The organism is Pseudomonas citronellolis, assembly GCF_900112375.1.
In the GTDB taxonomy this organism is placed as follows: Bacteria; Pseudomonadota; Gammaproteobacteria; order Pseudomonadales; family Pseudomonadaceae; genus Pseudomonas; species Pseudomonas citronellolis.
The window spans coordinates 158,624-181,751 of the sequence record NZ_FOLS01000011.1 but is presented as its reverse complement, the minus strand read 5'-3'; the positions used below and the strand labels follow the sequence as shown (position 1 = coordinate 181,751).

Here is a 23,128-nt window from a genome sequence, read left to right as displayed (position 1 = left end):
ACCCAGCGGCAAGGCGATCACCACCGTTTCATCCGCTTGCCGCTTGGGAATCGGCGGCAGCGGTACGAATGCAGGCAGTGCTGGGACTTGGTCACGGTAAATCGGTAACCATTTGCGGATTACGTTGGCGTTGATGCCATGACTGATGGCCACGCTGGAGACGGTCGCGCCGGGTTGCAGGCACTCCCGCACGACTTGGGCCTTGAACGGTTTGGGGTAAGAGCTTCGTTGGCGCATGGAAATCCCGGCGATAAGGGCTATCGCGTCCGCTTAAAAATACGCGGACACCATCGCCCTTAATGCTGGAGTTCGGAAGGTGTGTTCACCGGGCGCTTACGGCGAATTGTCGTTTTCCCCATGTATTCTGATCATCTTCTATGCCACATGACTATAAATGGACGGCGCAACTGGCGATATACCATTTTGTTTCGCATAACTCCCCGACCCTACCTGAAACCCCTTGATTCAATTGAGTCGCTCACTAACTAAATCGAGGTAAATGGCCTGGCTCGCCGTTCAGATGACGTGTCCCTAGAACATATCCCAAAGACACGGACTCCGGTGACTAACGGAAAAAGCTCCGAACCCGCTGATGGGCATCCGGCAGGTTGGATCTGAGCAGGTACTCGTTCAATGCTAAGTAGCCATGGACATTCTGTGCGTTATTGACCGCATGAACGAATTCCGGCCGACCGATTAGTCCAGGGAAGGACCCCAAGGCCATTCGATGCCCTCCATGCTCTACAAGCATGGGGGCTTCAGGCATACCACCTGGCAAGCACCGGAAGCCGTCCAACTCAAGACTGGCGCACAACTGGGACAGAGTGACCTCCTGTACATTTGGAGGGGAGCAACGCGGCTCCTCACCGAATATTCCGTAGCGTAAAAGCGCCGCGCCGAGCTTCCTGTCGAGTCGATCTTGGATGTGCTGGTTGTGGAAGTGGTCTAGGCATTCAGTGCATGAAGTGTCGCAGGTGCAACTCTCCAACAGAATAAGAGTATCCACCAAGATCTCTGGAAGATTTCTCGCCGCCACTTCAGCATAACCTGCGCCCCCCGAGAGTGTATCGTATAGGAATATGTCCAACATCCGAGCCTCGTTTTGAAGAACGGGGACAACACGGAAACCGGAACCAAACTCAGCAGGATCAAGGTCCAATTGCCTATGGCGGCTCGCAGCGAGCCGGAGGGCTTCTGCGATCGTGTGAAGCGCATCCTCCAGCATTCGTAGTGTCACTATGTCACTGGTGTCGGTCACTAGCGGAGCGGCGACTTTCAGCCTTACCAGCAATAAATCAGTTGTGAAGTCATGACCAAGAAGCACACGTCGGAACTCACCAGAGCATAGCTGTGGAGTCCCCTGCGGGCCGAGGTAGCGGTAGGGGCGTTCGTGAGGCCCACCAGCCGGCGAGAACTGGTCGAAGACGGAGGCAGCTCCGCATTCGACGCATACCGAGAACCCGTTGGCCTGACCACCCTCTTTGCCTCGGTTGACGGTTACTAGCCTGCGGTCGGTCGCGTGAGTGAAACTAGCATTTGGCCCACACGGCCTAAAGGTGAATACCTCCGGATCAACGGGCTGCGGGAACTGCGCCATCGTTGCGAACGTGATATCTTGCTCGCGGTCGTCCTCGGGAAGTTCTTTGGCGCATTCGGGACCAAAGACTTCTGGCTGAATCATCGTCTCCTCTTTCAACGCTCCGCCACAAACAGGACAAGTACTATCATTTCCCTGGGCCGTATGGGGATCACGTACAAAGGAGCATGCTTCGCAATGGACGAGCTTTTTCGCAGTTGCGAAAAGCGGTCTGGCCCGACTCACCTCCCCAGTTGGAAGGTCAGCGAACACGCCTCCGGAACGGTAAGTCTTCTTATCGATAACGATCAGCCGCCCGGGGGCATACTCGCTTAATGCCTGAGAAATCGACTGCTGTGGCCGCTGAACCGTGCGAACTTCCCAAATGCCTTTGAGATTCTTCTCGCGCTTTTCCACCAAGAAACTGCAGAGGCTTGTGGGAAACGCGTAGCTCGGTAGGAGGCCATGGAAGAAAAGAAACTCCAGGAGTTCTTCCTGCTCTAGATTCGGTCCCGCGTTTTCGTTGTCCTCAACTTCCTTATTCTCTCCGTCGTCCTCCGAAACAGCAGGTGATGGAACATCTGCGCTGAGCCGACGCAAAGTCGTCAGGAGCTCCTCTGCCACCTCCGCGAGCCACTCCTCGATCGGTCGACCGCCGGTATCTAGGGACGGTGGAAGCCATGCTGCGATAGATGCCCTCAGATCACCCTCGGCGGCTAGGACGCGATGTGACACCCAATCGCCAAATCCTTCTAGGTTTAGACCAGTGTCCCGTGCCCCATGGAAAAACTGTCGTGTCGGCCCGAGCGACTTTTCAAGCATTGACGTTTTTTCATCAGGACCATAGCCCCTTTGCCCCATAAGTTCGTGAAAGAAGGTCTGGACCAAATAAGCGTGCACGTGACGTCGAGCGATCTTGGGGTTATCCACCTTAACCTCGGGTGTACGCGGCGACCCAGCCACGATGTGCTCGGGGTTCAGGAAATAGTGGCTGTCGTGAGGCCCGGTCTGGGAATACGTCACGACAGTCGAGACCGAAGCACCGCGACGGCCAGCACGACCGGCACGTTGCTGGTAATTCTCACGTTGGGGGGGAACGTTCCTCAGTGCTACCGCGACCAGAGAACCGATGTCGACGCCAACTTCCATGGTGGTGGTACAACTGAGCACGTCAATCGGCCTGTCGGAATCCTCGATAAGGACGTCTTGAAATCTAAGCTCATAAAGCTCGGTGGTAGCGTGGACGCTGCTGCGGTCCCGATTTGAGAGTTGGGCTGTGTGCTCTTCGACGCTCAAGTTGGAGAGCCGAGCGCCAGAAGCGAGAGCTTCTTGCACCGGCAGGCGCCAGAAGCCCTTACGGGCGGCCACGTAATTGCTCACCAGGGGATCAACTAGTCTGACTCCTTCGCCTCCGCAAGCGAGGCAGATCGTCCCACCTAAAGCGAGAGGCATGAGGGCTGTGCAATCTGGACACTGAGCCCAAACGTGGGAAAGGTCGACTCGTAGGCGGAGTGTGTTCGGAGTAAGGAACCAGACTTTGTCTTTCTCGGACGCCAACTGGCTGCGGAACGCTGCCTCGATAGCCTCGACGGCGAGCTTCCCCCAACCGGGGCGACGGGCAAGGGCCTCCGCGAAGGCCCGGTCGAACTGCCCTTTGCTTCCCCAATCCGGCTTGAAGTAACCGGCCGCCTTACAGCGGAGTACCGAGTCCAGCGACGGGTCGAATGCGAACTCCCTGAGCAGTGCATCTATCCAGGCAACTGCGAGTGCCCGGACGTCCTCGTCCCCAAGAGCGATCCCTGCCGCCTTGATATCGTCTTTGAGCTTCCTGAGTTTTGCTCGTGCGGGCTCGACGAAGCCGACGGTTGTTCCCGACAGCGAGTAGTAGTTGCTGCAAAAAAGCTTCAGCAGCGCTATCCGATACCGTGCGGGTGGCGTTTCCGATGGTTCGAAATCATCGTCGAGAGCTTGCCTCAGGTCTCCCTCACAGTCGCGCTCGAATTCGGCACGAGCGGCAGCGATCTTCTTCGCATCCTGCCCATCGAAAATGAGAAGGTCATGCTCAGAGAGGATGGATAAGAAAGCGAGATAGAAATTACGGTTAGGTCGCGGCTCCTGGGAAATTGCCTCCAGTCGCGCGCATGCGAGCGCAACTGCCTGTCGGAACACGTCGAGTTCGATGTCGCGGGGGATGTCGCGGGCCAACCGGGCAGCCTTCTGGCGGCCGTCGGAGAAGATGAGTACCTTTCGACCGCCATTGGGATGCTTTGCATCGATAGTGCGACTTGCCGGCTGGCGAGCCATCTGCGTGCGGACCAACGCAGTGAATGGAGCCTCGCCCTTCGTCACATGGTCCATCACCTTGGAGGGCTCGCTCTTAGAGCTTCGGGTCCTGCGCATGCATACAGGGCATTCGTCGAAGGCGATCTCGACCTGGCCTGCGGCGACCTTGTCGGGTACTTTTACCTTGCGGTAGCCCGAGGTATCAGAGGGGCAGATTGGGAAGAGTTTTCCGGTTGGAACGTGAAGCCACATGTCTTTGTGGCGGCTGCGTGGATGAACGTTCTCCTCGACCAATATCTCAATCGGAATGAGTTCGATAGTACCGCCTTCGGACAATGGGCCACTCGGCTGATGCCATACAAAATCCATATCGGAACTCACGTAGCCGCGGACGAAAGCGGCACCGCAATCGCGGTGGGTGAGCAATTCGTAGACCCTTCCCTTCGACGTGCAATAGCACCGGTCCAACGGCTTCGTATGAAGGCGCCCTAGGATAGTGGGGCCGGCGTGGCCGCCGAGTCTTTGCGAACATTCAGGGTCCACACAAGCGTGAAGCCCAGGCAGCCCTCTATGGAAAAGATGCAAGCGGGTCGGTATCAATACGCGACCATCTGAGCGCCGCCGGGCATAACTACCCAAAGCAAGCAAGGCGTCAGCCGCCCGCGCTGCGGTGTCAGGTGGAGATTCGCCGAAGAGCGCCTCGCTGAGAGTGTCGAGCCTAACCGCCTTGCCCGACACCGTCGCGATCAGTGTCTCAAGGGGACCGAAGTCGGTCATATTCTCGAAGAGCCAGTCACGGAATGATGCATGATCCCCTGCGGTTGGCACCTGCCAGTTCAGACGTGCGGCGAGTTCCATCGCGGCCATCTGTGCGGCGCCGAGGTCGTTGGCGGCATTCTGAAAGGCCCCAAGATCGAATTCCGCCAACGCCTCGGCCTCTTCGCGCGTGGCGGGACGAGGGAGAGAACGCGGCTCAGGGGTTCCTTGGATCACTCTGATGCGTCGAGAGGAACCGTCTGGCAAGCCAGTTAGATCCCGGGCGAAGCGCTCACCGTCCTCGACTGCAGTCGGGCCTGAACCAAGGCTCGCGCTGGTTAGAATGCAACGCATGCGTTCACGGGGTATCTCCAGGCGGGCGCAGAGGCGCCGGATGAGAAGAGCGACCTCGGCGCCACCAGCCCCCCTGTACATATGCGCCTCGTCGAGAACGAGGATGAATTCGTTCCGGGGATCAGCTTTGAGCCAATCCCTAGTCTGCTCGAAAATGCCCCGCTCGATGGGGCGCATGAGCATATATTCAAGCATGGAGTAGTTGGTGATGAGCAGTTCCGGGCAGCGCTGCTGCATCTCGTTCCGGGTCATGAGCTCACGGTCACCGGGCTGCGTAACAAGCCGATGGCCCCAGTTATTGGCAATATATTGCTTGCCAGCCTTCTTACCCGACACGTAGGTTTTGGTCTGAGCCAGCTCTCGCCCATAGAAGGCATCCAGATCTTTACTGGGCCAGCGGCCGATGCGCTCCAGCTCCATCCGGACTGCCGATTTCTCTGCGACCTTGCGATAAAACTCTTCGAAAAGAGGTTTGATAAATCGTTCATCCCGCACGGAGGATCGGCGTCCTGGATAGGGGGTGCGTCCCGTATAGCTGCCGAAACGTATGGGCCTCGCTCGTCCCTTTGAGAGGACCTTTGCAGCCTCGGGGTTGCCGAGCATTCGCCGGATACGTGCAAGCTGGTCATTGACCAAGGCATTCATCGGATACAACAACATCGCCCTGCAGCCTGGAAGCTCAGCAGACGCTGGCCTTTCTTCCCCTTCGATTGCCAACTTACCAATAACAGGCATAAGGAAGCTTTCGGTCTTACCAGAACCGGTACCAGTAGCCACTACTAGGTCGGCTGCTTCATTGCCGAGGAAAGACACGAGTGCTTCCGACTGGTGCTCGTAGGGATGGGGGTAAAGGCCGACGCCCATCCCCGCCAGTTGGGTCAGTGCGTCGACGGCAGCATTAGGGATCGGCAGGCTGTCGTAGGGATCACCCACCTTATAGACTGGAGTGGCTTCCACATAAGGGACTTGGGCGACGGTTGCATCCCTTCGAAGAAGCGCATGGCGCTCTTTAATAAGCCCCTCATCACGGATGTGATATTGAGCCTCAATGTATTGCCTGAGACTCTCTGCCAGACTCCTCGCTGCCTCATGGACGCCTGTTGCTTCGACAGTTTTCGACATAACGGTCATCAGTTTTCTCTCCCTGCGCCCAAACGCTCGTCCAGTACGATCCGAAGCCCCTCAAATGCCTTACGCAAGATCGGTAAAGTCTCTACGGGAAACATGTGATGCGTTACACCAGGATGTCCCCCATCAGGCGCGGGGACCTGCCAGCCAAGCAGGAGTACCCTTGCCTCACGCTCTGGCAAGCGGCGCCCTAGTCTGAGTTTCACCGAGCCCTGAGACACTGAAGCGACGATGCGGATAGAGCGCCCTGCCCGTGCATCCAGATGAAAGCGAAAGCGTCTGGCATCCTGGGAATCTATGCCACTAAGCCTCCGCAGGCGACTCCTTACAAATTCACCAATGAAATAGGAAAACATCGGCCCGGCCGCTCCCGAACTGCGCACTCTGCAGAGTAAAATCGGTCCCTCGCCGGCCGGCAGATCCGTAAGTCTGACCCATTCACGCGTCAAGTAAACGGAGACCTCACCCATGTCGTCAGGAGCGTCCGTCAGTCGAGTCGTAGCCTCAGCCAGCAGCCGCGCTGACCATGCTTCAAGCCCTTCGGCGGGGGCTCCGATCCATTCTTCTGCCTCCCACATATCTGCCCAGCCTTCGCAAGCAGCGGTCTCCACCAGCCGAACCCTACCCTCAGTCTTTGCCGATGCCCTCACCGCTTGTGGGAGTATTTCCTTTGGCCCCCCACCTAGCAGCACAGCTAACCCGTCTCCTGCTCGAACAGTGTGAGCTGGCGCCGCAAGCCACCTGCCGCCCTCGAGTCTGACCATGTCTCCCAGATCGGCAAGACTATTAAGTATTCCTATTACTCCAGGTTGAGTATCCACTCCATCGGCAGCAAGATCTGGCCACAACGAAACCAACTTACGTCGTACCATACCGGAGAGACGAACCGAGGCAGCAGGCTCCCACTCTCCCTGACTACCTTTAGGGGCGGAGCAAAGATGCGATACCGCTCGCAAGCATTCCGACACTGCGGATATCCGAAGGCATTCCCCTCCTCGCCTACAGCCTATCCCCGCCGCGACGCCCCTACGCGCGCCCTCTAAGGAAACCGCCTGCCACTCCATCGCCACGCCCTCAAACTGTCATGTCTGCTCGCCCGTTGGCCAACTCGCGTTCAGCGATTTGAATGATCTCCTTAACAGGACCTCCGTTGGCTCTAGCCCATGGAGCGGCCCATGAGACAAGCAGCGAATTGAGATCATCCTCCGCTTTTCCGCCTGGTATCGCCCTGAGAGCCGCGTATGCACGGCTAGACACGCGCCGCCATAAACTGCCGCCTTCAAAGCCTGCTTCCTTCAGAAGCTCACCCAACTGGCTCGTAACTGGAGTCGTCTCGCTAGTTTCAAGGCCATCGACCTGTGGCCAGGCTTCTTTCGCGAGTCGGCCGTACTTCAACTGGGGTAGCTTGGCGGAAATTCCGCGCATCGGAAGAGCATCCGTATCGAATACGGGCCCCAGTTCAGCAAGCGTGCCTCCATCAGGGAACGCGGCCGGGCCCTGCGCCCAAGAGGCGATTAGAGCAAAGCCTCCGTAGCTAGACCCGGTGAACTGCCGTCGTACGACAATATCTCGAACAGCAGCACCGTAGACCTCAAAAGCTGAGAGGTTCGCCCCCTTCAGAAGCAGGCAACCTGACGAGCCTGCAACAATCTCGACACAGTCGGACGCAGCCTCATCAGATATAAGTCCGACCGGCACTCGCCATTCATGGAAAATCGGCCCGCCGATAGCTGCGGCCACAGAGTCAGCCACCAAGTCAGCGAGCGACCCAGAGAACTGCACCATTTGGCCTGCGGCAAGAGCTGCAACTATCTGGCGAGCAGCGGCGATTGTTGCCCCTCTCGCAACGCCGGTCGCCTGAAGATTCGAAGCGACTAGGTCACAGGCGTTTTGGATAGAAAGAATGGCGACAAACGCTCCCTCCGGCTTGTTCTCAAGCAATCTAACCCGTTGCTTTGTTCCTGACTCCGCACCACTTCCCACCAAGATGCTTTCAAGGGCAGCGACTCTTCCCAAAAGTATGCCAACGGTCTCAGCCGTCTCTGCCTGATCAGCTTCGCCTGCTGAAAGACTTTCGACAGCCACCCTCAGCGCTGCTATGTCAGTTGCGACCTCATCCCACCTCTCTCCACGGACCACAAGCGCCCGCACGCCTTCCTCAAGGACATCGGCTTTGATGCTGACGGCGGCGATAGCGTCAGCGTTCTGCTTAGCGGCAACGCTTAGCGAATCAATAACTTTTTCAGTCTTTTCGGAACGTGCGAATTCCGCATCCAGTGACATCCGCAAGTCGGACACTGCATTGGAACTCTGACTAACGTTCTTGGCGAAGTCCTCAATACCTCTGACAAGAGAAGCCGCTGTGACTTCAAGTTGCCCAATGCGGTTGGCCTGATCCGCAGCAGCAACCTCAGCAACTGCAAAGCGTTGCTCCATGTCTTCAATACGGGTCGGCAGGCCGTCGATCATCTGATCGCGTGCCAGAGTTGAAGCCGAGCGGAAACAAGCAAGTGCTATTGCGACATCAGGATGGTCTGGAAAACAACTGAAAATGAATAATCGCTCTACGTCCTCTTTAGCGGCACGCGGAAAACGCTCAGCGAGCTCCCTCAAGAAGGAAGGACCGGCGTCGGAAGTAAGCTCGGAGTTGTCGCCTTGTGGAATGGAACCTCCCAGCCGGCCCATACCCCAAGCCTCCCAAAGCTGGGTGAAGATACTCCAGTCAAATGCATCTTTGAGGCTTGTTTGCGGATGGATCAGATGTCCTATTAGACGTTTCTGTCTCTCCTTGAACTCGGGAGGTGTGCCTGGTCTGAATCCTTGAATGCGCGGCAAACGGTTATAGATTGTCTTGCGCAATCCATGAGGAATTTCCTCAATGAATTCGGCGACCACGGTTTGTCCCAATGCAGAAATTCGCTGTTTTGCCTCCTGGCTGTATTGGTAACTCATGATGAGGCACCTTCTCCCAAACGTTTAATTTCAAAGCCGCAGGCAAGGATCTCCTTTACCAGCGAACGATAATGCGGGATGAGCGACGCTTCGGGCCTCACAGCAGCGAAGACTCCAACTAGCGAGTTGTCGTCAGAACACACTGTTGTTGGCGAAGCAATTTGCAACTGGAACATGAAACTAAGCAACCTCGATCGCAGGGCCGGAGTGAGTTCCTTACTACGGAGTCCTACTGAAGAACATGTCCAAGTGCCGGCGACGCGCAATCGCCCAAAACCACCGAATTCAATCTCTACGTGACATGCAGGGTCGGCCAAGGCGGAAGTTATCTTCGTCAGTACGTCAGGCGGTGGGAGACGCATATGACGGCTATGAGGAGAAGAGTCACTCCCAGAGGAAAGCGCTGTCACAAATCGCCCAATTGGTCCATCTATGCGGAGAACTCCCGTCGCGCCAGGAGGCATCGATAGATAGTCTGGCCCCCTCCCATGTGTCCGGGCCTCAGCCACCATATCTGTACACCTGCGTTGATGCAGAGGAACAACATGGTGAACTCCCATTGGTGTCGTGAACGCCAGTTCGACAGAGGGGAGCCACTGAGAGCGCACTGGATTAAGGGTGAAGGATACGAACTCTTCAATCCCTGGATTGTTCGCATCTGAAACTTTTACAGTCTGCGCGCCGTCAGTCTTAAGGGCAAAAAACGCTGGCGATCGCTCCTTTCCTAGAACGGAATACTTTGAGGACCCACTTTGGACTTGCATTGTCGGACCTTGATCCGACTGTTCCAACGGCATCATCTTCGCTGCTAGCAAGAGTACGCTTGTCCTGACACTCTCAACCACATTGACACTTGCGTTCCTAGTAAAGAATGGCCAAACAGCGGTGATTGCGGGCACGGGCGGTGCAATTGGCAGCCCTGTGAATGAATGCAACCAATCGGCGCATCTTGGGGATAATTCATCAGGAAATGTGGCTAGAGCTAGATTCCATCCTTGTCGCCCAGGAAATCTATCGATCACTAACTCATCGGGAAAATCTGGCTTAGCAGGCTCCCTCCACAGCAGAGCAAAGGCTTCCGAAGCTCTTAGCTCCTGTGTTCGTGGGAATCCTCGAGGTTCGCTTCGGCCCGACGCGGTGAAGGCCGCAGCTCCTACGGCGGGTAACCCTCGGCACTCTCTATCCACACTGAGGACGAACGAAGGGTCGGGTTTGCCGCTGAATTCGACTATAGAGTAAGGGGCAGTAGAAAGCTCAACAGTCACACGGCGGCGCTCCTGCATACCACGCATATTCAGCGTCTGGACTCTTCCCCCCACGTCCAGCGAGAGCATAGCCGGACATTCGCGACATGGGGGCAGCACCAGTTCGAGCGACCAGCCAGCACGATCGGCCCCTATTGGAGGGATCACCAAGCGGAGCTCCATCCTCTGCTTCTCCATAGTGGCAGAGGCTTGTCCGTGGATATACTGCCCGTGAAGGCCCGGAACAAACATCTCACACTCAGGCGATCCCATTCCAGGCCAATGGGCGAAATGAGGTTTCCTTCTCACACCGGAGCGGTGAGAAACCCTCGCCTTACAGACTGGGCATATATAAACCCAGGAAAACGATACTTTCGCCGCCGACTCCAATCTGCCAGTTATTTTATTGAAAGCATACTCCACTCTCCCCTCCCTGTATCCCTACAGCCAGTCAATATTCCTATGCTTTTCTATTTCCTCTATCTGGGCACGTAGATTTCGCGCCTGATTTCCAAACATGTCAATAAGATTCCCAGGCATCCAGTCTCGATACTCAGGTCTACGCCTTGAACGAGGTATCATCCAGCGACTCACTGCTTGCTCGGCAACATCCTTTGCAGACAGGAGCGATGTCAAGTCGGGCTGACCTCTTCCGGTCCGCAGAATTTCTGTCGCGTTATTGGCCAGCTGGCATATAAAGACCTCGCGCCGGATACCGTGCCGCATTAGATTTTGTTTGAAGCCAAGCGCAGACAACGCTGCTTTCATAGTTCGCAAACGCCAGTTTGGTCCTTGCCCGAAGGCATGCTGATCCGCGTAAGTATGGTCAATATCACGCAAGTAACTACGAAGCTCCGAAAACAATTGATCGGGGATATGAAAATGCCCCCAACCATCGGTATACCCAATAGACTCTAAGTACTTTATTCCATCAAGCTTAAGACGATTGTAAACTGATGACCTCCCCATTGACGACGACGTCGTTATCGCAAGAAGCCTAGCTTTCTTTACCTCCCCGGAGATGATACCTGTCATACCACCATATACAGTGGAAAAATCATCATAAAGTTCACGACTACGCAATAAGCATGCTATAAGCTTACCACCCAGGAGAATATTGTACGGGGGGAGGGCCCCTAACACGTAGGCGTCCATTAGATTTACGAGCCGCGCACTTCTATCATGAATATTCCAATCAATAAACCTATCCCGCACAGCAAGATTAAACACAGGGTCACCGATGGCAATTAGCCCTATTAGCTTCCCATTATTTTCATCCCAGACAAGGTAACGGAGACGCCTACCAAACCCGTTTGAAACGGGAACAGACCACAACAAAGATGCAAGCCGAAAGAGCTCACCTTGTTGCGTTCCCGATGAAACACGCTCAAGGACCGGTGAAATTTTTTCCGGGTCAATGTCCGCCCCGGACGCAAAGAATTTCATCAGTTTTCGGCCAGTTAGTGAGACAAATTTCTCATTAGCTGAGAGCTTCTCCTCTCGCTGCGCACTGTGGAGAGAGCGGATCGCCTCCTTAGTGTTTCCCGGAGCTTGCAATACTCCCTTTTCAGCTTTAGTAAAGCCAAGAGAGTGCAGGTGCTCCCGTAACTTTTCCTTTAGATCCTCCTCACGAGAGTCGACATCAATACTTGTTGTATCGCCATTTGGCATTTTTTGCTTTGCATCCCAGTCAAAATTTGCCCATTTTGAACGTTTCTCGAAGCATGCGCCATTAGAGTCGCCGGTTGACAGCTTCCAAAAGGACGACGACAGCGATCAGGTTGCGGACCGACCAGCCCCTACGGCCCTAGTTTGGGCGGCACATTTCCGGGGACCGAATTTTCGGTCTTACACGCTGATATAGCGTAACCGTCGCCTCGCGCCGCCTAGGCCTGCCAGAATCAGAGCGAGGCATCTTTGCAGACAGATAGTAGGCACCGTCACCGCCAGTTCCGCAACTGCTTGCTGCGTGAATGGACTGCACAACTTCTCGACTAGCTTCCTCAGTAACGCCCACTCGACGCTCTTCACTCCTAGAGCTGTGAGGCGCTGAATGATAGGTCTCGCCGTCCTCCCCTGGACCAAGCCAGATGACCACTGGCATTGATCGAGGATGTGACAAGTGCCACCTCCAATCACGAAAGACGAGTTCATCACCAGTTCCGCAGCTCATTACCTCAGGCGCGACAGAGGCATAGCCTTTTGATGTTGATATGATGGCACGCTACAATCCGACATGTAGAAGATGCAACTGTACAAATATACAGATATCTCCAAGGCCATCCGAACCCTCGACCTGACGACCTGTATATACATACAGAAAATAATCTCTAGTCAGCAGCATATTGAGTGTTCGCAAAAACTGTTGATACGTAGCTACTGAAAGGTGAGGTAGGGAAGGAACTCGTGGAAAAGCAGCGGAACGATGCTACCAGATTAATTGAGGCGATCTCCTATCAATTGACCGTAACACTCGAATACTGCCACTCTCTTGTTGAAGGTCAAAGTTTATGGCTGGAGCGATTCGGGGATGTGAGTACCGAGGGTAAATCCCAAGTTGAAGTGAAAGACTTCGCCGATGCTCTAACGGACGGCCATATAAACTTCTGGAATACGCTGAAGAACTGGTTGGCGCCAAGGTTTAAGGCTGATTACTATTCAGAGCTAATACTTCTGACAACTCAGAAGTTTGGAGTAAATTCCGAGATAAAACACTGGAACGAGCTAAATCTTTCGAAGCGGATAGCTCTTCTAAAATCGGTTCATGAATCTTGCGAGTTACGGCTCGAAAAAACAGGAGAAAAGAAGCCGTCGAAAACAGTTTCTGCACAGCGATTTGTGATGGCTGACGAGAGGCGCAATCAGCTCATGGATATATTGGAAAAAATTTCCATTATATCTAACGAACCATGCTTGGTAGATCGAGCCAATGCGGCCAAGTCGAAATTTGGGATAGGCCTAGATCCAACCAAGCGAGATGACTATTTTCAGGCATTACTTGGTTATTTAATAGAACCTGGAATGATAGAGAAAGGTTGGAAGATTTCGTACGAAGATTTTGACATGAAGATTGCAACGTTGCGAGCGCGCTATTCTCGCAATTCGCGAAAATTTCCAGTGATCAACTCTCGTGACCTCATTAAAATAGCTGAAGACCCATCTTACACTGAAAGAATTTTCGTAAAAAAGCTTCACGAAATTGAGTATGGCTCAATGGTGTCCACCGCCATTCTGCATCATATAGTGGCAACCCATACAATCCTTGATGAGTTCAAACGGTTTACCGTCGACAAGGAAGATGTAGATAATTACAAAAAAGACCAGATGGATCGGCATGCTAGCTTACGTCGCGCCGAGGTTCGTCGGTGTAGTAAACTGGCTCAAGAAGACTGGTGCGAAGCGTCCCAAAGTTTCTTTGATACACGATGTGGCGATAGTGCAGATCCATTTCCAGGCTTCGACAGCACATCAGTCGAATTTCGCAACGGGATTTTGCATATACTGGCAGAGGAAGTGGATGAGAAAGGCGAGGATAAGTTACATTGGAGACTTTGGTAATGGATCTTACAACCACAGATCATATCCATACACTTCATCGTAGCCCATTGATTCTTGCGCCCATCCTACATTCATTCTATTTAAATGTACACGAAGCCCCTAGAAATATTCTTCTGAGCTATCTGGTTTTGCCATTCGTGCTACATCAACCTACATCCGCTTACCTTTACCGAATTACTGATCGCAACTCCCTCCGAACTATGTGCTCGGAAAAGTCGCGTGTAGCCGGCATTCACAAGCGAATTATTTTGCTCCGTCAAGCTACTAACCAGGCATTATTTAGCCTTATAAACTCCGAACATCTACGGATTGATGACGAGTTGACTGTGCAGCCAGTCAGGAAAAATATCTATTGCCCGGATGGCATCAGGCCCCAACTGGTGTCTGCACGCAATCTAGCTCGGCTCTTTGAAGATAGTGACGCACCTCAAATATACAAGTTGTTAGGGATGACGCAGTTATGAAATGCATTGTGAAAGCCATTGGTGTTATCGATCATGACAACCAAGCTCATCACGTCGAGTTCTTTCCCGGACTAAACATAATTACTGGAAAGTCCTCGATGGGGAAGAGCGCCATAATTGAAATATTTGATTTCTGTCTTGGCAACAGTGATGACACAATTCCTAAGGGCATAATAACCAGTCGAGGAAAAATCTTCTTTACTATCCTTGAAATGGAAGCCTGCTTGCTAGTGCTTTGCAGGGAGCGTACTAGTGATCGATTATTTCTCAGAGAGTTCTATGAGGCTTCCCTAAAAGATATTCTCGAGGGGATGAAGAAAAAGGACTTCTATCGGCCAAGCTGTTACTTTCCGCTGAGAGATTTTAAGAAGGAATTAGGAAGATTCTTCGCTATAACATTGGTAGACGTGGACGAGGATACGGGCCCCAGGACCTATGGAGTAAAGAAGAGTGGAACTCCCTCTATTCGAAGCTTTGCCTCATACATGCTACAACACCAGAACCTAGTAGCCAATAAACACGCTTTATTTTACAGATTCGATGAAAAGGCAAAGCGAGAACAAGTAATTGATCATTTCAAGATTTTTCTTGGAGTAGTAGATCAAGATTATTTCTGGCTCGCCCAAAACTACAATGAGCTGAAGCTTGAGCTAAAAAAAATAGAAGCTCAGATCCCTAAGCGGCAAGAAGAAAAGATCCGACTCCAAAATGCAGTTGAAGGACTCTTAATAGAATATAGGATCGTGAGCGGGACGGACCTAATTAGCTTAACGGCCGCCCAAATTGTAGCAAATGCACAATCTGCGCTGAAAAAAATCAAGGACGCGAATGTTCGAATTGATAGCGCAGCAGACACATATGCTGAGCAAAAAAGATTATTGGACGATAAACGTGCAGCACAAACAGCAGTGGTGCGTGAGCTTCAGGACAAGATCTTTGCTGTCCGATCATCAATTGGCTTTACTGAAACCTATCAAAGCACCATTGGATCCATCCCTGTACCTGAGTACGCCGAGGTAAGCGAATCTCACTGTCCATTCTGTGACGCACCAAGTGAAATTCTAGAGTTGGAGGCCAATAAGCTATCGCACGCTATCGGCTGGATGAATAGCGAGCTGAGAGTATCTTCATATGTGCGAGAAAGTTTTAAAGAGGAAGAAACCAAGCTTAATAAAAAGCTAGATGAAGAAAAGGAAAATCTTTCAGAGATCCAAAAGCGAATCAAGGGAATTACTAGCCAGATAGATCAGCTCAAGAATAAGAAGACGGTTGACGAGGTAGCTCTTCGCATCAAGCATCGCCTTGAGCTTCTAATTGAGAACTACTTGGATAAGCCGCAAACTGAGTTCGAAGGCACCAGGAAGACAATAAAGGAAAAGCTCGAAGAACTTCGACCGCAGCTTGACGCATACCAAGTTGAGTCGAAAATGAGAGATTTGAGCTACCTCATTGATAGTGAAATGGCTCGTATCGGGGCGGAATTCGATTTCGAAGCCGCCTATAAACCAATTAATCTTAAGTTCGACCTTGAAAGCTTCGATCTCTGGCATGAAAGCCCCGATATGGGTAACGTTTATTTACGCTCCATGGGCAGTGGTGCAAACTGGCTGTATACCCATTTAACACTATTTTTGGCGCTTCATTCCGTATTCGCATTGATGCATGAGAATGGGTGTAAGATTCCGCCTATTCTTTTCCTCGATCAACCTACACAGGTATATTTCCCCTCAACAATCGATCATGGCAAATCTTTTAAACCGAAAGAGCTAGCCGCGACTGCAGGAAGAGAAAATAGTGTAGATCACGATATGAGCGCGGTGACCAACATGTTTAATAAGTTTGTAGAGTTTTGCGAGAATACTTATCAAGCCACCGGTATTCGGCCGCAACTGATTATCACTGATCATGTAGACGACCTAGAGCTAGCCAACAACGTTGAGTTCCATGACTTTGTTAGGGCTACTTGGCGGGATACAGGATTCATTGGTGACCGAGTGACTCCAGAGCCCTCAGGTTCATAATAGGCCACGCTGCAACCAAAATCAGACTCTTGGTACTCAGGACCTAATTGAACCGAAGGTGATTTTTCTCGTGCTACCACCTTCGAATATTCCAAAGCCTCTAATCAGCGGTGATCATGCTCATCCTTCGAGGATGAGCATGATCCGTTACCAACCGCCCTCAAAATTTTCCCGAAGTACAAAGGCCACTCCTCAACTAGCAGGTCGCTAATTAGGTGCTATCCAGCTCTTGACTATCGACATATACCCATCCGGATGCATCGAGCCCCTTCGGGGCTCAACCGGAGTGGCTGAACATCCTTGACCAGGTAACGCATCGCCTTGTGGACATGGGGTCGGACCTCCAGGTCGCTCCGGTAAACGATGCCGATACCACACTCGCCCTCGTACCGCCCCTTATCATGATTGCAACTGTTGTAGTTGCCATGTCCCGAGTGATCCGCTCCCACAGCTCACCGAGCTGCTGAGCCTTGTAGACGTCTCGACGTATCTCCTTTCCATTGAAGAAGTAGTGCCGATGGACGCCCGTGATATTGCCAATGACTACGATGCCCTCTGGCGTGTCATGCGGGACGCCAAGGAAGGATTGGTGCGCATCCAGGTGGTACCCAACCCCATGCGATACATCCTAGAGAACTTCTTTGCCTTCACTGGCAATGCCCAACGGTTTGAAGACATCCTGCAACAACTGTCAGCGGAAGATGGGACATTCCGGCCCTTGGAGCGTTTTTTGAACCGAGGGGCCCACTGGGACGAGACGAACATCGCCCATATCGGCTGGGGCCAGTTCAACATCACCTATTACCTTTCCAAGCTGGAGGCTGTTTTTCAGGCGGTAGGCCATCCAGAGCACTACCGTTTGAAGATGGGGCTACCAGAGGCCCAGTAGAGAGCAGTAGCACGAACTTAACTAACAGATGTCGTATATCGCGCGGACTAATCGGGCCGCGAGGTGCCTTCGGTACAAAGCTCACGGCTGTTTGGGATCGACAGCCCCCGTAGATCCCTTCGCGCGACACAACAATTCGATTCAAAAAAAATACAGCTCTACATCACTGCTTTGACATACCCATCATGGAGGCTCTCCAGCCATGTCATTGCAGTGTCCTCGCTGTAACTCCCCCAAAATCGCATCTCTGCATCCCGCCATGAAGATCGGCGCCCTGGTCGGCACGGTCGGTGGCGCAGCGCGTGGCGCTTCCGCCGCTCTTGCTGGTGGTCAGGCCGGCGCAGCAGTCGGCGCCATTGCCGGCCCGCTGGGCATTACCCTCGGCTCGTTGTCCGGCGCCATTCTTGGCGGCCTGGCAGGCGGTGTCGGCGGCTGTGCGCTCGGCGCCCAACTCGGCGACCAGTTGGATCGCCACGTGCTCGCCAACAACCTCTGCCTGATTTGCGGGCATCGCTTCAACCTGCCGACCTGATCGGCTTCGTTCTTCGCTCCCTCCCCTTTCATTCCTTCCGCCGGTGCTGCGCTTCGCGCAGCGCTTTATGCCGGCTATTGCTCACAGGAAACTCATCATGGCTCATCTCATCGAACGTATGGCCTATGTCGGCGAAGCTCCCTGGCATGGCCTGGGCAGTCGTCTCTCCCCGAAACAACCGCTGGAAGTCTGGCAGCGGGAAGCTGGCATGGACTGGCAAATCCAGGAAAGCCCCGTCCACTTCAAAGCGGACGCAGTCGGACATCTGGGCAGTATTCACTCCTTCCCCGAACAGAAGGTGCTCTACCGCTCCGACACCAAGGCACCGCTTTCGGTGGTCTCCCAGCGCTACCAGGTGGTGCAGCCGAAGGAAGTGCTGGAGTTCTACCGTGACCTCACCCAGGTCTCCGGTTACGAGCTGGAAACCGCCGGCGTGCTCAAGGGCGGTCGCAAGTTCTGGGCGCTGGCACGCACCGGGCAGAACACCTCGCTAAAGGGCAACGACCTGGTCAACGGTTACCTGCTGTTGGCCACCTCCTGCGACGGCACCCTGGCCACCACGGCAACACCGACCACGGTGCGGGTGGTGTGCAACAACACCCTGACCATCGCCGTCGATGGCGCTACCCGGGCGATCAAGGTGCCGCACAGCACCCGCTTCGATGCTCAGGCGGTGAAGAAGCAACTCGGTATCGCCGTCTCGCAATGGGACGAGTTCATGTACCGCATGCGCCATCTGGCCGAGCGCAAGGTGCAGTGGCACGAGGCGATGGGCTACTTCATGCAGGTGCTCTGTGATGCCCAGCCCAACAACCCATTGCCGGATGCCTTGCCGAACGAACGCGCGCTGCGTCGGGTGCAAAGCCTGTACGAAGGCCGTGGTCGCGGCTCGCAATTGGAAGCCGCCAACGGCACTGCCTGGGGTCTGCTCAATGCCGTCACCGAGTATGTCGACCACGAGCGCCGTGCCCGTAGCAACGAGTACCGCATGGACTCGGCCTGGTTCGGCCAGGGGGCGGTAATCAAGCAACGTGCCCTGGATGCGGCCCTGCAGTTGGTGGCCTGACGGCCGCTCCCTCCTTCCGTTATCTCTCTTCGCCCAACCGGTTCTGCGATGACAGCAGTCGCTCGCAGGTACCACGACGTTGGGCGTTCCCTTCCACCTGCCGGGGTTCCGCTCCCGTGGAGTTGGGCCTCGGTGTTTCATTGGAGGCCTCTCTCATGGGCTGGCTGTTCTCATCCCGAACCCGGTCAGAACTCGTCCAAGATCTGATCCGCCCCGAAGACACGGCACGAGCCAGTGTTCGTGTGCTTGTGCATACCTTGCGCGGCAATGTGCTGTGGTCGGTCACCGAAGTGACGGCGAAAACTACAGGTGTCCACCCAGACCTCTCACCTGGCGAGTCCATGCGCTACATCCGCTGTGATCTGCTGCAACGCAGTGGCGGTGAGTGGGGCTACAAAGTCATGGATGAGTCCATGGCGCCGTACTACTACAGTTGCCCGCTGCGCTATCTCGACATGGCCAAGGAACTCTCGCCCACTTGGCGCGAGAAGGTTCGTGCCCATCACGCACGGCGACGGCAGCCGGTGACCGCCATGGCCGGTGGTGCAGCCCGTTAAGAGGGAGGGATTGCAGCACTGCTTGGATGCAGTCCTCCCGTTGATGGCCTGACGACCCCAACTCCCTCACTCGATGCCCGACCGGTTCCGCCGGTCGGGCATTTTTATGTCCGGAGAAAAATCCTCATGACTCACGCCCATTCCACATCCAACAGAACACGGCAACGCCCTGCCCTGCGCCTGGTCGGCACCAAGGATCTGTCCCGTGACGACTGGCTGGCCGTACGCAAGCACGGCATCGGCAGCTCGGATGCTGCAGCCGCAGTCGGCCTCAACCCTTACAAGTCGCAGCTGGAGCTGTGGCTGGAGAAGACCGGTCGCGATGCCGGGCTGCCCAAGAGCGATCCGAACGACGAGGACAGCCCGACCTACTGGGGCAACATCCTCGAGCCCATCGTCGCCAACCACTATACCCGGCGTACCGGCAACCGGGTACGGCGGATCAATGCCGTGCTGCAGCATCCCGATCCGAAACTGGACTGGATGCTGGCCAACATCGACCGCGAGGTGATCGGCGCCAGCGACGTACAGATCCTCGAATGCAAGACCGCCGGCATCAACGGTGCGCGTCTGTGGAAGGACGGTGTGCCGGTCTACGTGCAGTTGCAGGTGATGCACCAGTTGGCGGTCACTGGCAAGCAGGCGGCCGATGTGGCCGTGTTGCTCGGCGGCCAGCACCTGGAGATCCATCGCATCGAGCGCGACGAGGAGCTGATCGCCCGCTTGATCGAGCTGGAGCGCGATTTCTGGAACTACGTGCAACGCGATACGCCACCGCCGGCGGATGGCTCCGAGTCGGCGGAGCAGGCCCTGCGCTGCCTGTATCCAGAGGACCAGGGGCACACCCTGGACTTCACCCAGGATCCGCTGCTGTCGGCTGCCTTCGATGAACTGCAGATGGTGCGCGCCAGCCTGGAGCTCCAGGGCAAGCGCGAGGCCGAGCTGAAGCAGCAACTGCAGCAGGCCATGGGCGATGCCAGCCGGGCGCTGTTCGCCAACGGCGCGGTGTCCTGGCGCAAGGCCAAGGACAGCGTAGTGCTCGATGTGTCGCGGCTGCTCAAGGAAAAGCCCTACCTGCTGGCGCGCTACCCCACCACCAAGGTCGGCAGCCGGCGCTTCCTGATCACCTGATTTCGCTTCCCCCCTTGACCACCCTGGCGTCTCCCCTGCGCCGGGGTGGTCCTTTTTATTCATCCACTGGAGAACCACCATGCTCAAAGGCTTGGCCATTACCCCGCCGGTGCTCGGGCGGATTTCCATCGGCAAGGTCGTCGAGAAGAACGGCAAGCGCCTGCCGGAGAAGGACGATCAATTCACCCTCACGTCGCAGGTCCAACTCCGCGATGGCTGGCTGCCCCATCCGCTGGACGAGGAGTTGCGCAAAGCGCAGGGCGGCAAGATCCGCAGCATTCCGATCCGTCTGCTGTTCAACGCGCCGGAGCTGAACTTCCGCGCCGAGTACTGCCTGTTCGATCGGCAGTCCGGACGGCCGCTGTGTGTCGGCAATGGCGAGACCTGCAGGCGCCGTGGCCAGGACTGCATCGCTTCGCTGCCCTGCCCGTCGCCGGATGGTTGTCCGCTGGCCAAGGGCGGTGCGTGCAAGCCCTACGGTCGCCTCAACGTCGCCATTGGCGATGAGGATCCGCTGGGCAGCTTCGTGTTCCGCACCACCGGCTTCAACAGCATTCGTACCCTGGTGGCGCGGCTGCAGTACCTGCAGGCGATCTCCGGCAACCGCTTGGCGTGCTTGCCGCTGGAGCTACGTCTGCGCGGCAAGTCCACCCGGCAAAGCCATGGCTCGCCGATCTTCTACGTCGATATCACGGTGCGCAGTGGCCTTTCGATGGAGGAAGCCTTGCTGCAAGCCCGGGAACTCGATGAAGCGCGCCAGGCCTCCGGCTTCGACCAGGTGGCGCTGGATGCCACTGCGCGGCTGGGCTTTGCCAATGGCGCTTTCGAAGACAGTGACGAGGAAACGGGGGCCATCACCGAAGAGTTCTTCCCGGAGCCGGCTCCTGAATCGCCGCCTTCGACCGCGCTAGTAGCGGAACCGCTCACCACGCCGAAACCCACCCTGTCGACGCTGCTGAAAGCCCGTGCCGAAGCCCGGGCCCAACACGCCGCGGACTGATGTCCGCGGCATCACCCATCACTCAATCTACGAGGAGGATTGCGCCATGAACCTGGTGCGCTTCATTGGTTTGCTGTTCGTGTTCATCGGCGTGCTGGCCAGTTGCGCGATGGCCGTTGCGCTGCTGGTGCTCATGCTGCGCTTTTGGCCGCTGGCACTGGCCATCGTACTGGCACTGATCCTGTTCCACCGACTCCTCCAGCGGGTCGGGCTCCACATTTCCCTCTAGTCCCCTGGCGGCATAAGCAGGAGCCATCAGGGCTCCTACTCGCCGACTCTCATCCCAACTTTCCGCCTAACAGGAGCACTCACCATGATCACACGGTGTCTGATCTGTAACTCATCCGTGGTGCTGTCCAAGGATGCCGCCAAAGCACTGGCTCGGCTGATGGGCACGCTGGACGGTTTCTTGCGCGGCATCCAGCAGTCATCTGCCCGGCAGCAGCCGATCACCTCGGACCTGCATTGCGAGAGTCCGCTGGAGCGCGCGTTCAACCTGATGCTCGATGGTATATGCGGCGCGGCGGCGAACTGGAACAGTACCGGCGATTTCATTCGCGATGTACGCCGCTTTCAGTTCATGGAATACGACTGCCTCTGCCTCCGCTGCGGAGCGAAGTACAACGAAGAACCCCTACCACGCCGCTAACTCAATTCTGCTGGCTGAAGTGGCACCCCTCACCCGCGACTAAGTCGCTCACTTAACCGTTCGACCATCTCTACGACCAACTGACGGTCGCTCTCCTCCAGGGCATTCAGTAATCCGCTGATCCGCGAGGCCTGGTCATCCGGGCGCAAGCTGGCCTCGCTCAGCAGTTCCATCGCATTGCAGTTGAAGATCGTCGCAAACTCGAACAGCCGGGCAATGTTGGGCATGACGATTCCGCGCTCGATGCGTGACACCGCCTCATTCCCCACGCCCAGGATCTCCGCCACTTCGTCCTGCGTCATCCCACAGCGCATGCGCTGCTTAGCAATAGCCCGTCCTACCGCTTCAGCCAGTGCTTTCTGATCCGTACCAGACATGATGCCTCTCCCATTCAACCTGAATGGTTGAGCACCGCCTCATTGACATGAAGAACACCACAGGTCGAAAATCACCCCAAAAGGTTGATTTTCGACTTTATTGGTGATCTTTCTTCACTCGATACAGGGATTGTCCCCATGCACAAGCAACTGCTTCTGGCTTCTCTCCTCGGCTGGCTGGCCACCAGCACCGCTTTTGCCGGCACCTCTGAATGGACTTCCAGCTACACCCAAGGTGTCGAAGAACACCTGATCGACGACGGTAACGGCAACCAGTTGAACATCACCTGCCCAGACGATGGAGAAAGCGCGGTCTCCGCTTACGCCACCATCGCCGGAAAACAGTACTCATCCGAACGCGATGGCTTCGACGTCATCGTCGACGGCACCACCTTCAGCAACCCCCTCTACACCGACTGCGAAGCCTGCAGCTCCAGCTTCCCGGGCTTCTGGGCCGCGCTGCGCAAGGCCCGCACCCTGCAACTCAGCGCCGGCGGCCAGACGGTGAGGCTCCCGACCCAGAACCTTCCCCAGGTTCTCCAACCCCTGACCAGCAAGAAAAACCTCTGTCGCTCTGCTTGGTAGGCAGAA

At 55.3% G+C, this 23,128-nt stretch carries 20 protein-coding genes; 12 read left to right on the top strand and 8 right to left on the bottom strand.

Annotation, left to right across the window (positions count from 1 at the left end; all coding sequences use genetic code 11):
- From BM060_RS13020 to BM060_RS12995, 6 genes are all read right to left on the bottom strand, one after another.
- Nucleotides 1-237, bottom strand: a 237-nt coding sequence (locus tag BM060_RS13020; protein ID WP_143096589.1) for a transposase, incomplete at its 3' end; no start/stop codon positions are given.
- 328 nt (nucleotides 238-565) lie between these two features.
- Nucleotides 566-6,100 (bottom strand): DEAD/DEAH box helicase, encoded by a 5,535-nt coding sequence (locus BM060_RS13015; protein ID WP_043317340.1) that lies wholly within the window; start codon nucleotides 6,098-6,100, stop codon nucleotides 566-568.
- Nucleotides 6,100-7,161 carry a Druantia-type antiviral defence protein DruD gene (druD, locus tag BM060_RS33835; protein WP_043317338.1) on the bottom strand — a complete coding sequence of 354 codons (1,062 nt, stop codon included), beginning with the start codon at nucleotides 7,159-7,161 and terminating at the stop codon, nucleotides 6,100-6,102. Before druD ends, BM060_RS13015 begins: the two co-directional genes overlap by 1 nt.
- Nucleotides 7,162-7,171: 10 nt before the next feature.
- Nucleotides 7,172-9,049: a hypothetical protein gene (locus BM060_RS32420; protein ID WP_043317336.1), complete on the bottom strand. Its 1,878-nt coding sequence runs from the start codon at nucleotides 9,047-9,049 to the stop codon at nucleotides 7,172-7,174.
- The gene (locus BM060_RS33830) at nucleotides 9,046-10,716 is read right to left on the bottom strand and encodes a competence protein CoiA family protein (RefSeq protein ID WP_043317334.1); all 1,671 of its coding nucleotides are present in this window, start codon (nucleotides 10,714-10,716) and stop codon (nucleotides 9,046-9,048) included. The genes BM060_RS32420 and BM060_RS33830 overlap by 4 nt, the downstream gene beginning before the upstream one ends.
- An 18-nt stretch (nucleotides 10,717-10,734) precedes the next feature.
- Nucleotides 10,735-11,964, bottom strand: a complete 1,230-nt coding sequence (locus tag BM060_RS12995; RefSeq protein ID WP_043317331.1) for a Druantia anti-phage system protein DruA — start codon at nucleotides 11,962-11,964, stop codon at nucleotides 10,735-10,737.
- A gap of 735 nt (nucleotides 11,965-12,699) precedes the next feature.
- Between BM060_RS12995 and BM060_RS12990 the strand changes: the two genes are divergently transcribed.
- The 5 genes from BM060_RS12990 to BM060_RS12970 all read left to right on the top strand — a co-directional run bounded on the left by BM060_RS12990 (nucleotide 12,700) and on the right by BM060_RS12970 (nucleotide 17,757).
- Nucleotides 12,700-13,851 carry a hypothetical protein gene (locus BM060_RS12990; RefSeq protein WP_052267819.1) on the top strand — a complete coding sequence of 384 codons (1,152 nt, stop codon included), beginning with the start codon at nucleotides 12,700-12,702 and terminating at the stop codon, nucleotides 13,849-13,851.
- Nucleotides 13,851-14,315: a three component ABC system middle component gene (locus BM060_RS33325; RefSeq protein ID WP_052267817.1), complete on the top strand. Its 465-nt coding sequence runs from the start codon at nucleotides 13,851-13,853 to the stop codon at nucleotides 14,313-14,315. The genes BM060_RS12990 and BM060_RS33325 overlap by 1 nt, the downstream gene beginning before the upstream one ends.
- Nucleotides 14,316-14,323: 8 nt before the next feature.
- Nucleotides 14,324-16,336 carry a DUF3732 domain-containing protein gene (locus tag BM060_RS12980; RefSeq protein WP_255314681.1) on the top strand — a complete coding sequence of 671 codons (2,013 nt, stop codon included), beginning with the start codon at nucleotides 14,324-14,326 and terminating at the stop codon, nucleotides 16,334-16,336.
- 517 nt (nucleotides 16,337-16,853) lie between these two features.
- Entirely contained in the window at nucleotides 16,854-17,225 is a 372-nt protein-coding gene (locus tag BM060_RS12975; protein WP_043317328.1) for an AAA family ATPase, read from the top strand.
- A 259-nt stretch (nucleotides 17,226-17,484) separates the two neighbouring features.
- Entirely contained in the window at nucleotides 17,485-17,757 is a 273-nt protein-coding gene (locus BM060_RS12970; RefSeq protein WP_003150493.1) for a hypothetical protein, read from the top strand.
- Nucleotides 17,758-17,785: 28 nt separating this feature from the next.
- Here BM060_RS12970 and BM060_RS33320 read toward each other — a convergent pair whose 3' ends face one another.
- Nucleotides 17,786-18,022: a hypothetical protein gene (locus tag BM060_RS33320; RefSeq protein ID WP_236695222.1), complete on the bottom strand. Its 237-nt coding sequence runs from the start codon at nucleotides 18,020-18,022 to the stop codon at nucleotides 17,786-17,788.
- On the opposite strand from BM060_RS33320, the gene BM060_RS12965 reads away from it, so the two are divergent.
- From BM060_RS12965 to BM060_RS12940, 6 genes are all read left to right on the top strand, one after another.
- The gene (locus tag BM060_RS12965; RefSeq protein ID WP_236695221.1) at nucleotides 17,909-18,823 is read left to right on the top strand and encodes a DUF932 domain-containing protein; all 915 of its coding nucleotides are present in this window, start codon (nucleotides 17,909-17,911) and stop codon (nucleotides 18,821-18,823) included. The two genes, BM060_RS33320 and BM060_RS12965, sit on opposite strands and share 114 nt — an antisense overlap.
- A gap of 155 nt (nucleotides 18,824-18,978) precedes the next feature.
- Nucleotides 18,979-19,380: a hypothetical protein gene (locus tag BM060_RS12960; RefSeq protein WP_074980472.1), complete on the top strand. Its 402-nt coding sequence runs from the start codon at nucleotides 18,979-18,981 to the stop codon at nucleotides 19,378-19,380.
- A gap of 126 nt (nucleotides 19,381-19,506) precedes the next feature.
- Entirely contained in the window at nucleotides 19,507-20,511 is a 1,005-nt protein-coding gene (locus BM060_RS12955) for a YqaJ viral recombinase family nuclease (RefSeq protein WP_043317321.1), read from the top strand.
- 79 nt (nucleotides 20,512-20,590) lie between these two features.
- A complete protein-coding gene (locus tag BM060_RS12950) occupies nucleotides 20,591-21,511 on the top strand; it encodes a recombination directionality factor (protein WP_043317319.1) in 921 nt (306 codons plus the stop codon).
- A gap of 46 nt (nucleotides 21,512-21,557) precedes the next feature.
- A complete protein-coding gene (locus BM060_RS12945; protein WP_043317317.1) occupies nucleotides 21,558-21,740 on the top strand; it encodes a hypothetical protein in 183 nt (60 codons plus the stop codon).
- A gap of 84 nt (nucleotides 21,741-21,824) precedes the next feature.
- Nucleotides 21,825-22,160 carry a hypothetical protein gene (locus BM060_RS12940; protein WP_043317315.1) on the top strand — a complete coding sequence of 112 codons (336 nt, stop codon included), beginning with the start codon at nucleotides 21,825-21,827 and terminating at the stop codon, nucleotides 22,158-22,160.
- Nucleotides 22,161-22,189: 29 nt separating this feature from the next.
- Here BM060_RS12940 and BM060_RS12935 read toward each other — a convergent pair whose 3' ends face one another.
- Nucleotides 22,190-22,537 (bottom strand): helix-turn-helix domain-containing protein, encoded by a 348-nt coding sequence (locus BM060_RS12935; RefSeq protein ID WP_034040888.1) that lies wholly within the window; start codon nucleotides 22,535-22,537, stop codon nucleotides 22,190-22,192.
- 138 nt (nucleotides 22,538-22,675) lie between these two features.
- On the opposite strand from BM060_RS12935, the gene BM060_RS12930 reads away from it, so the two are divergent.
- Nucleotides 22,676-23,122, top strand: a complete 447-nt coding sequence (locus tag BM060_RS12930; RefSeq protein WP_043317312.1) for a YfjT/YkfB family phage-associated protein — start codon at nucleotides 22,676-22,678, stop codon at nucleotides 23,120-23,122.
- Nucleotides 23,123-23,128 lie beyond the last annotated feature (6 nt).

What these genes read in the sequence shown, in the direction of transcription:
- BM060_RS12955 (WP_043317321.1), top strand. Translation starts at nt 19,507, where the DNA reads ATGACTCACGCCCATTCCACATCCAACAGAACACGGCAACGCCCTGCC.
- BM060_RS12970 (WP_003150493.1), top strand. Translation starts at nt 17,485, where the DNA reads ATGAAGATCGGCGCCCTGGTCGGCACGGTCGGTGGCGCAGCGCGTGGC.
- BM060_RS12945 (WP_043317317.1), top strand. Translation starts at nt 21,558, where the DNA reads ATGAACCTGGTGCGCTTCATTGGTTTGCTGTTCGTGTTCATCGGCGTG.
- BM060_RS12930 (WP_043317312.1), top strand. Translation starts at nt 22,676, where the DNA reads ATGCACAAGCAACTGCTTCTGGCTTCTCTCCTCGGCTGGCTGGCCACC.
- BM060_RS33325 (WP_052267817.1), top strand. Translation starts at nt 13,851, where the DNA reads ATGGATCTTACAACCACAGATCATATCCATACACTTCATCGTAGCCCA.
- BM060_RS12935 (WP_034040888.1), bottom strand. Translation starts at nt 22,537, where the DNA reads ATGTCTGGTACGGATCAGAAAGCACTGGCTGAAGCGGTAGGACGGGCT.
- BM060_RS12975 (WP_043317328.1), top strand. Translation starts at nt 16,854, where the DNA reads ATGGACGCCCGTGATATTGCCAATGACTACGATGCCCTCTGGCGTGTC.
- BM060_RS12960 (WP_074980472.1), top strand. Translation starts at nt 18,979, where the DNA reads ATGGGCTGGCTGTTCTCATCCCGAACCCGGTCAGAACTCGTCCAAGAT.
- BM060_RS12940 (WP_043317315.1), top strand. Translation starts at nt 21,825, where the DNA reads ATGATCACACGGTGTCTGATCTGTAACTCATCCGTGGTGCTGTCCAAG.
- BM060_RS12950 (WP_043317319.1), top strand. Translation starts at nt 20,591, where the DNA reads ATGCTCAAAGGCTTGGCCATTACCCCGCCGGTGCTCGGGCGGATTTCC.
- BM060_RS13015 (WP_043317340.1), bottom strand. Translation starts at nt 6,100, where the DNA reads ATGACCGTTATGTCGAAAACTGTCGAAGCAACAGGCGTCCATGAGGCA.
- BM060_RS33320 (WP_236695222.1), bottom strand. Translation starts at nt 18,022, where the DNA reads ATGTCCGACTGCGTCCGCTTTGAAGTGGACGGGGCTTTCCTGGATTTG.
- druD (WP_043317338.1), bottom strand. Translation starts at nt 7,161, where the DNA reads ATGGAGTGGCAGGCGGTTTCCTTAGAGGGCGCGCGTAGGGGCGTCGCG.
- BM060_RS32420 (WP_043317336.1), bottom strand. Translation starts at nt 9,049, where the DNA reads ATGAGTTACCAATACAGCCAGGAGGCAAAACAGCGAATTTCTGCATTG.
- BM060_RS12995 (WP_043317331.1), bottom strand. Translation starts at nt 11,964, where the DNA reads ATGCCAAATGGCGATACAACAAGTATTGATGTCGACTCTCGTGAGGAG.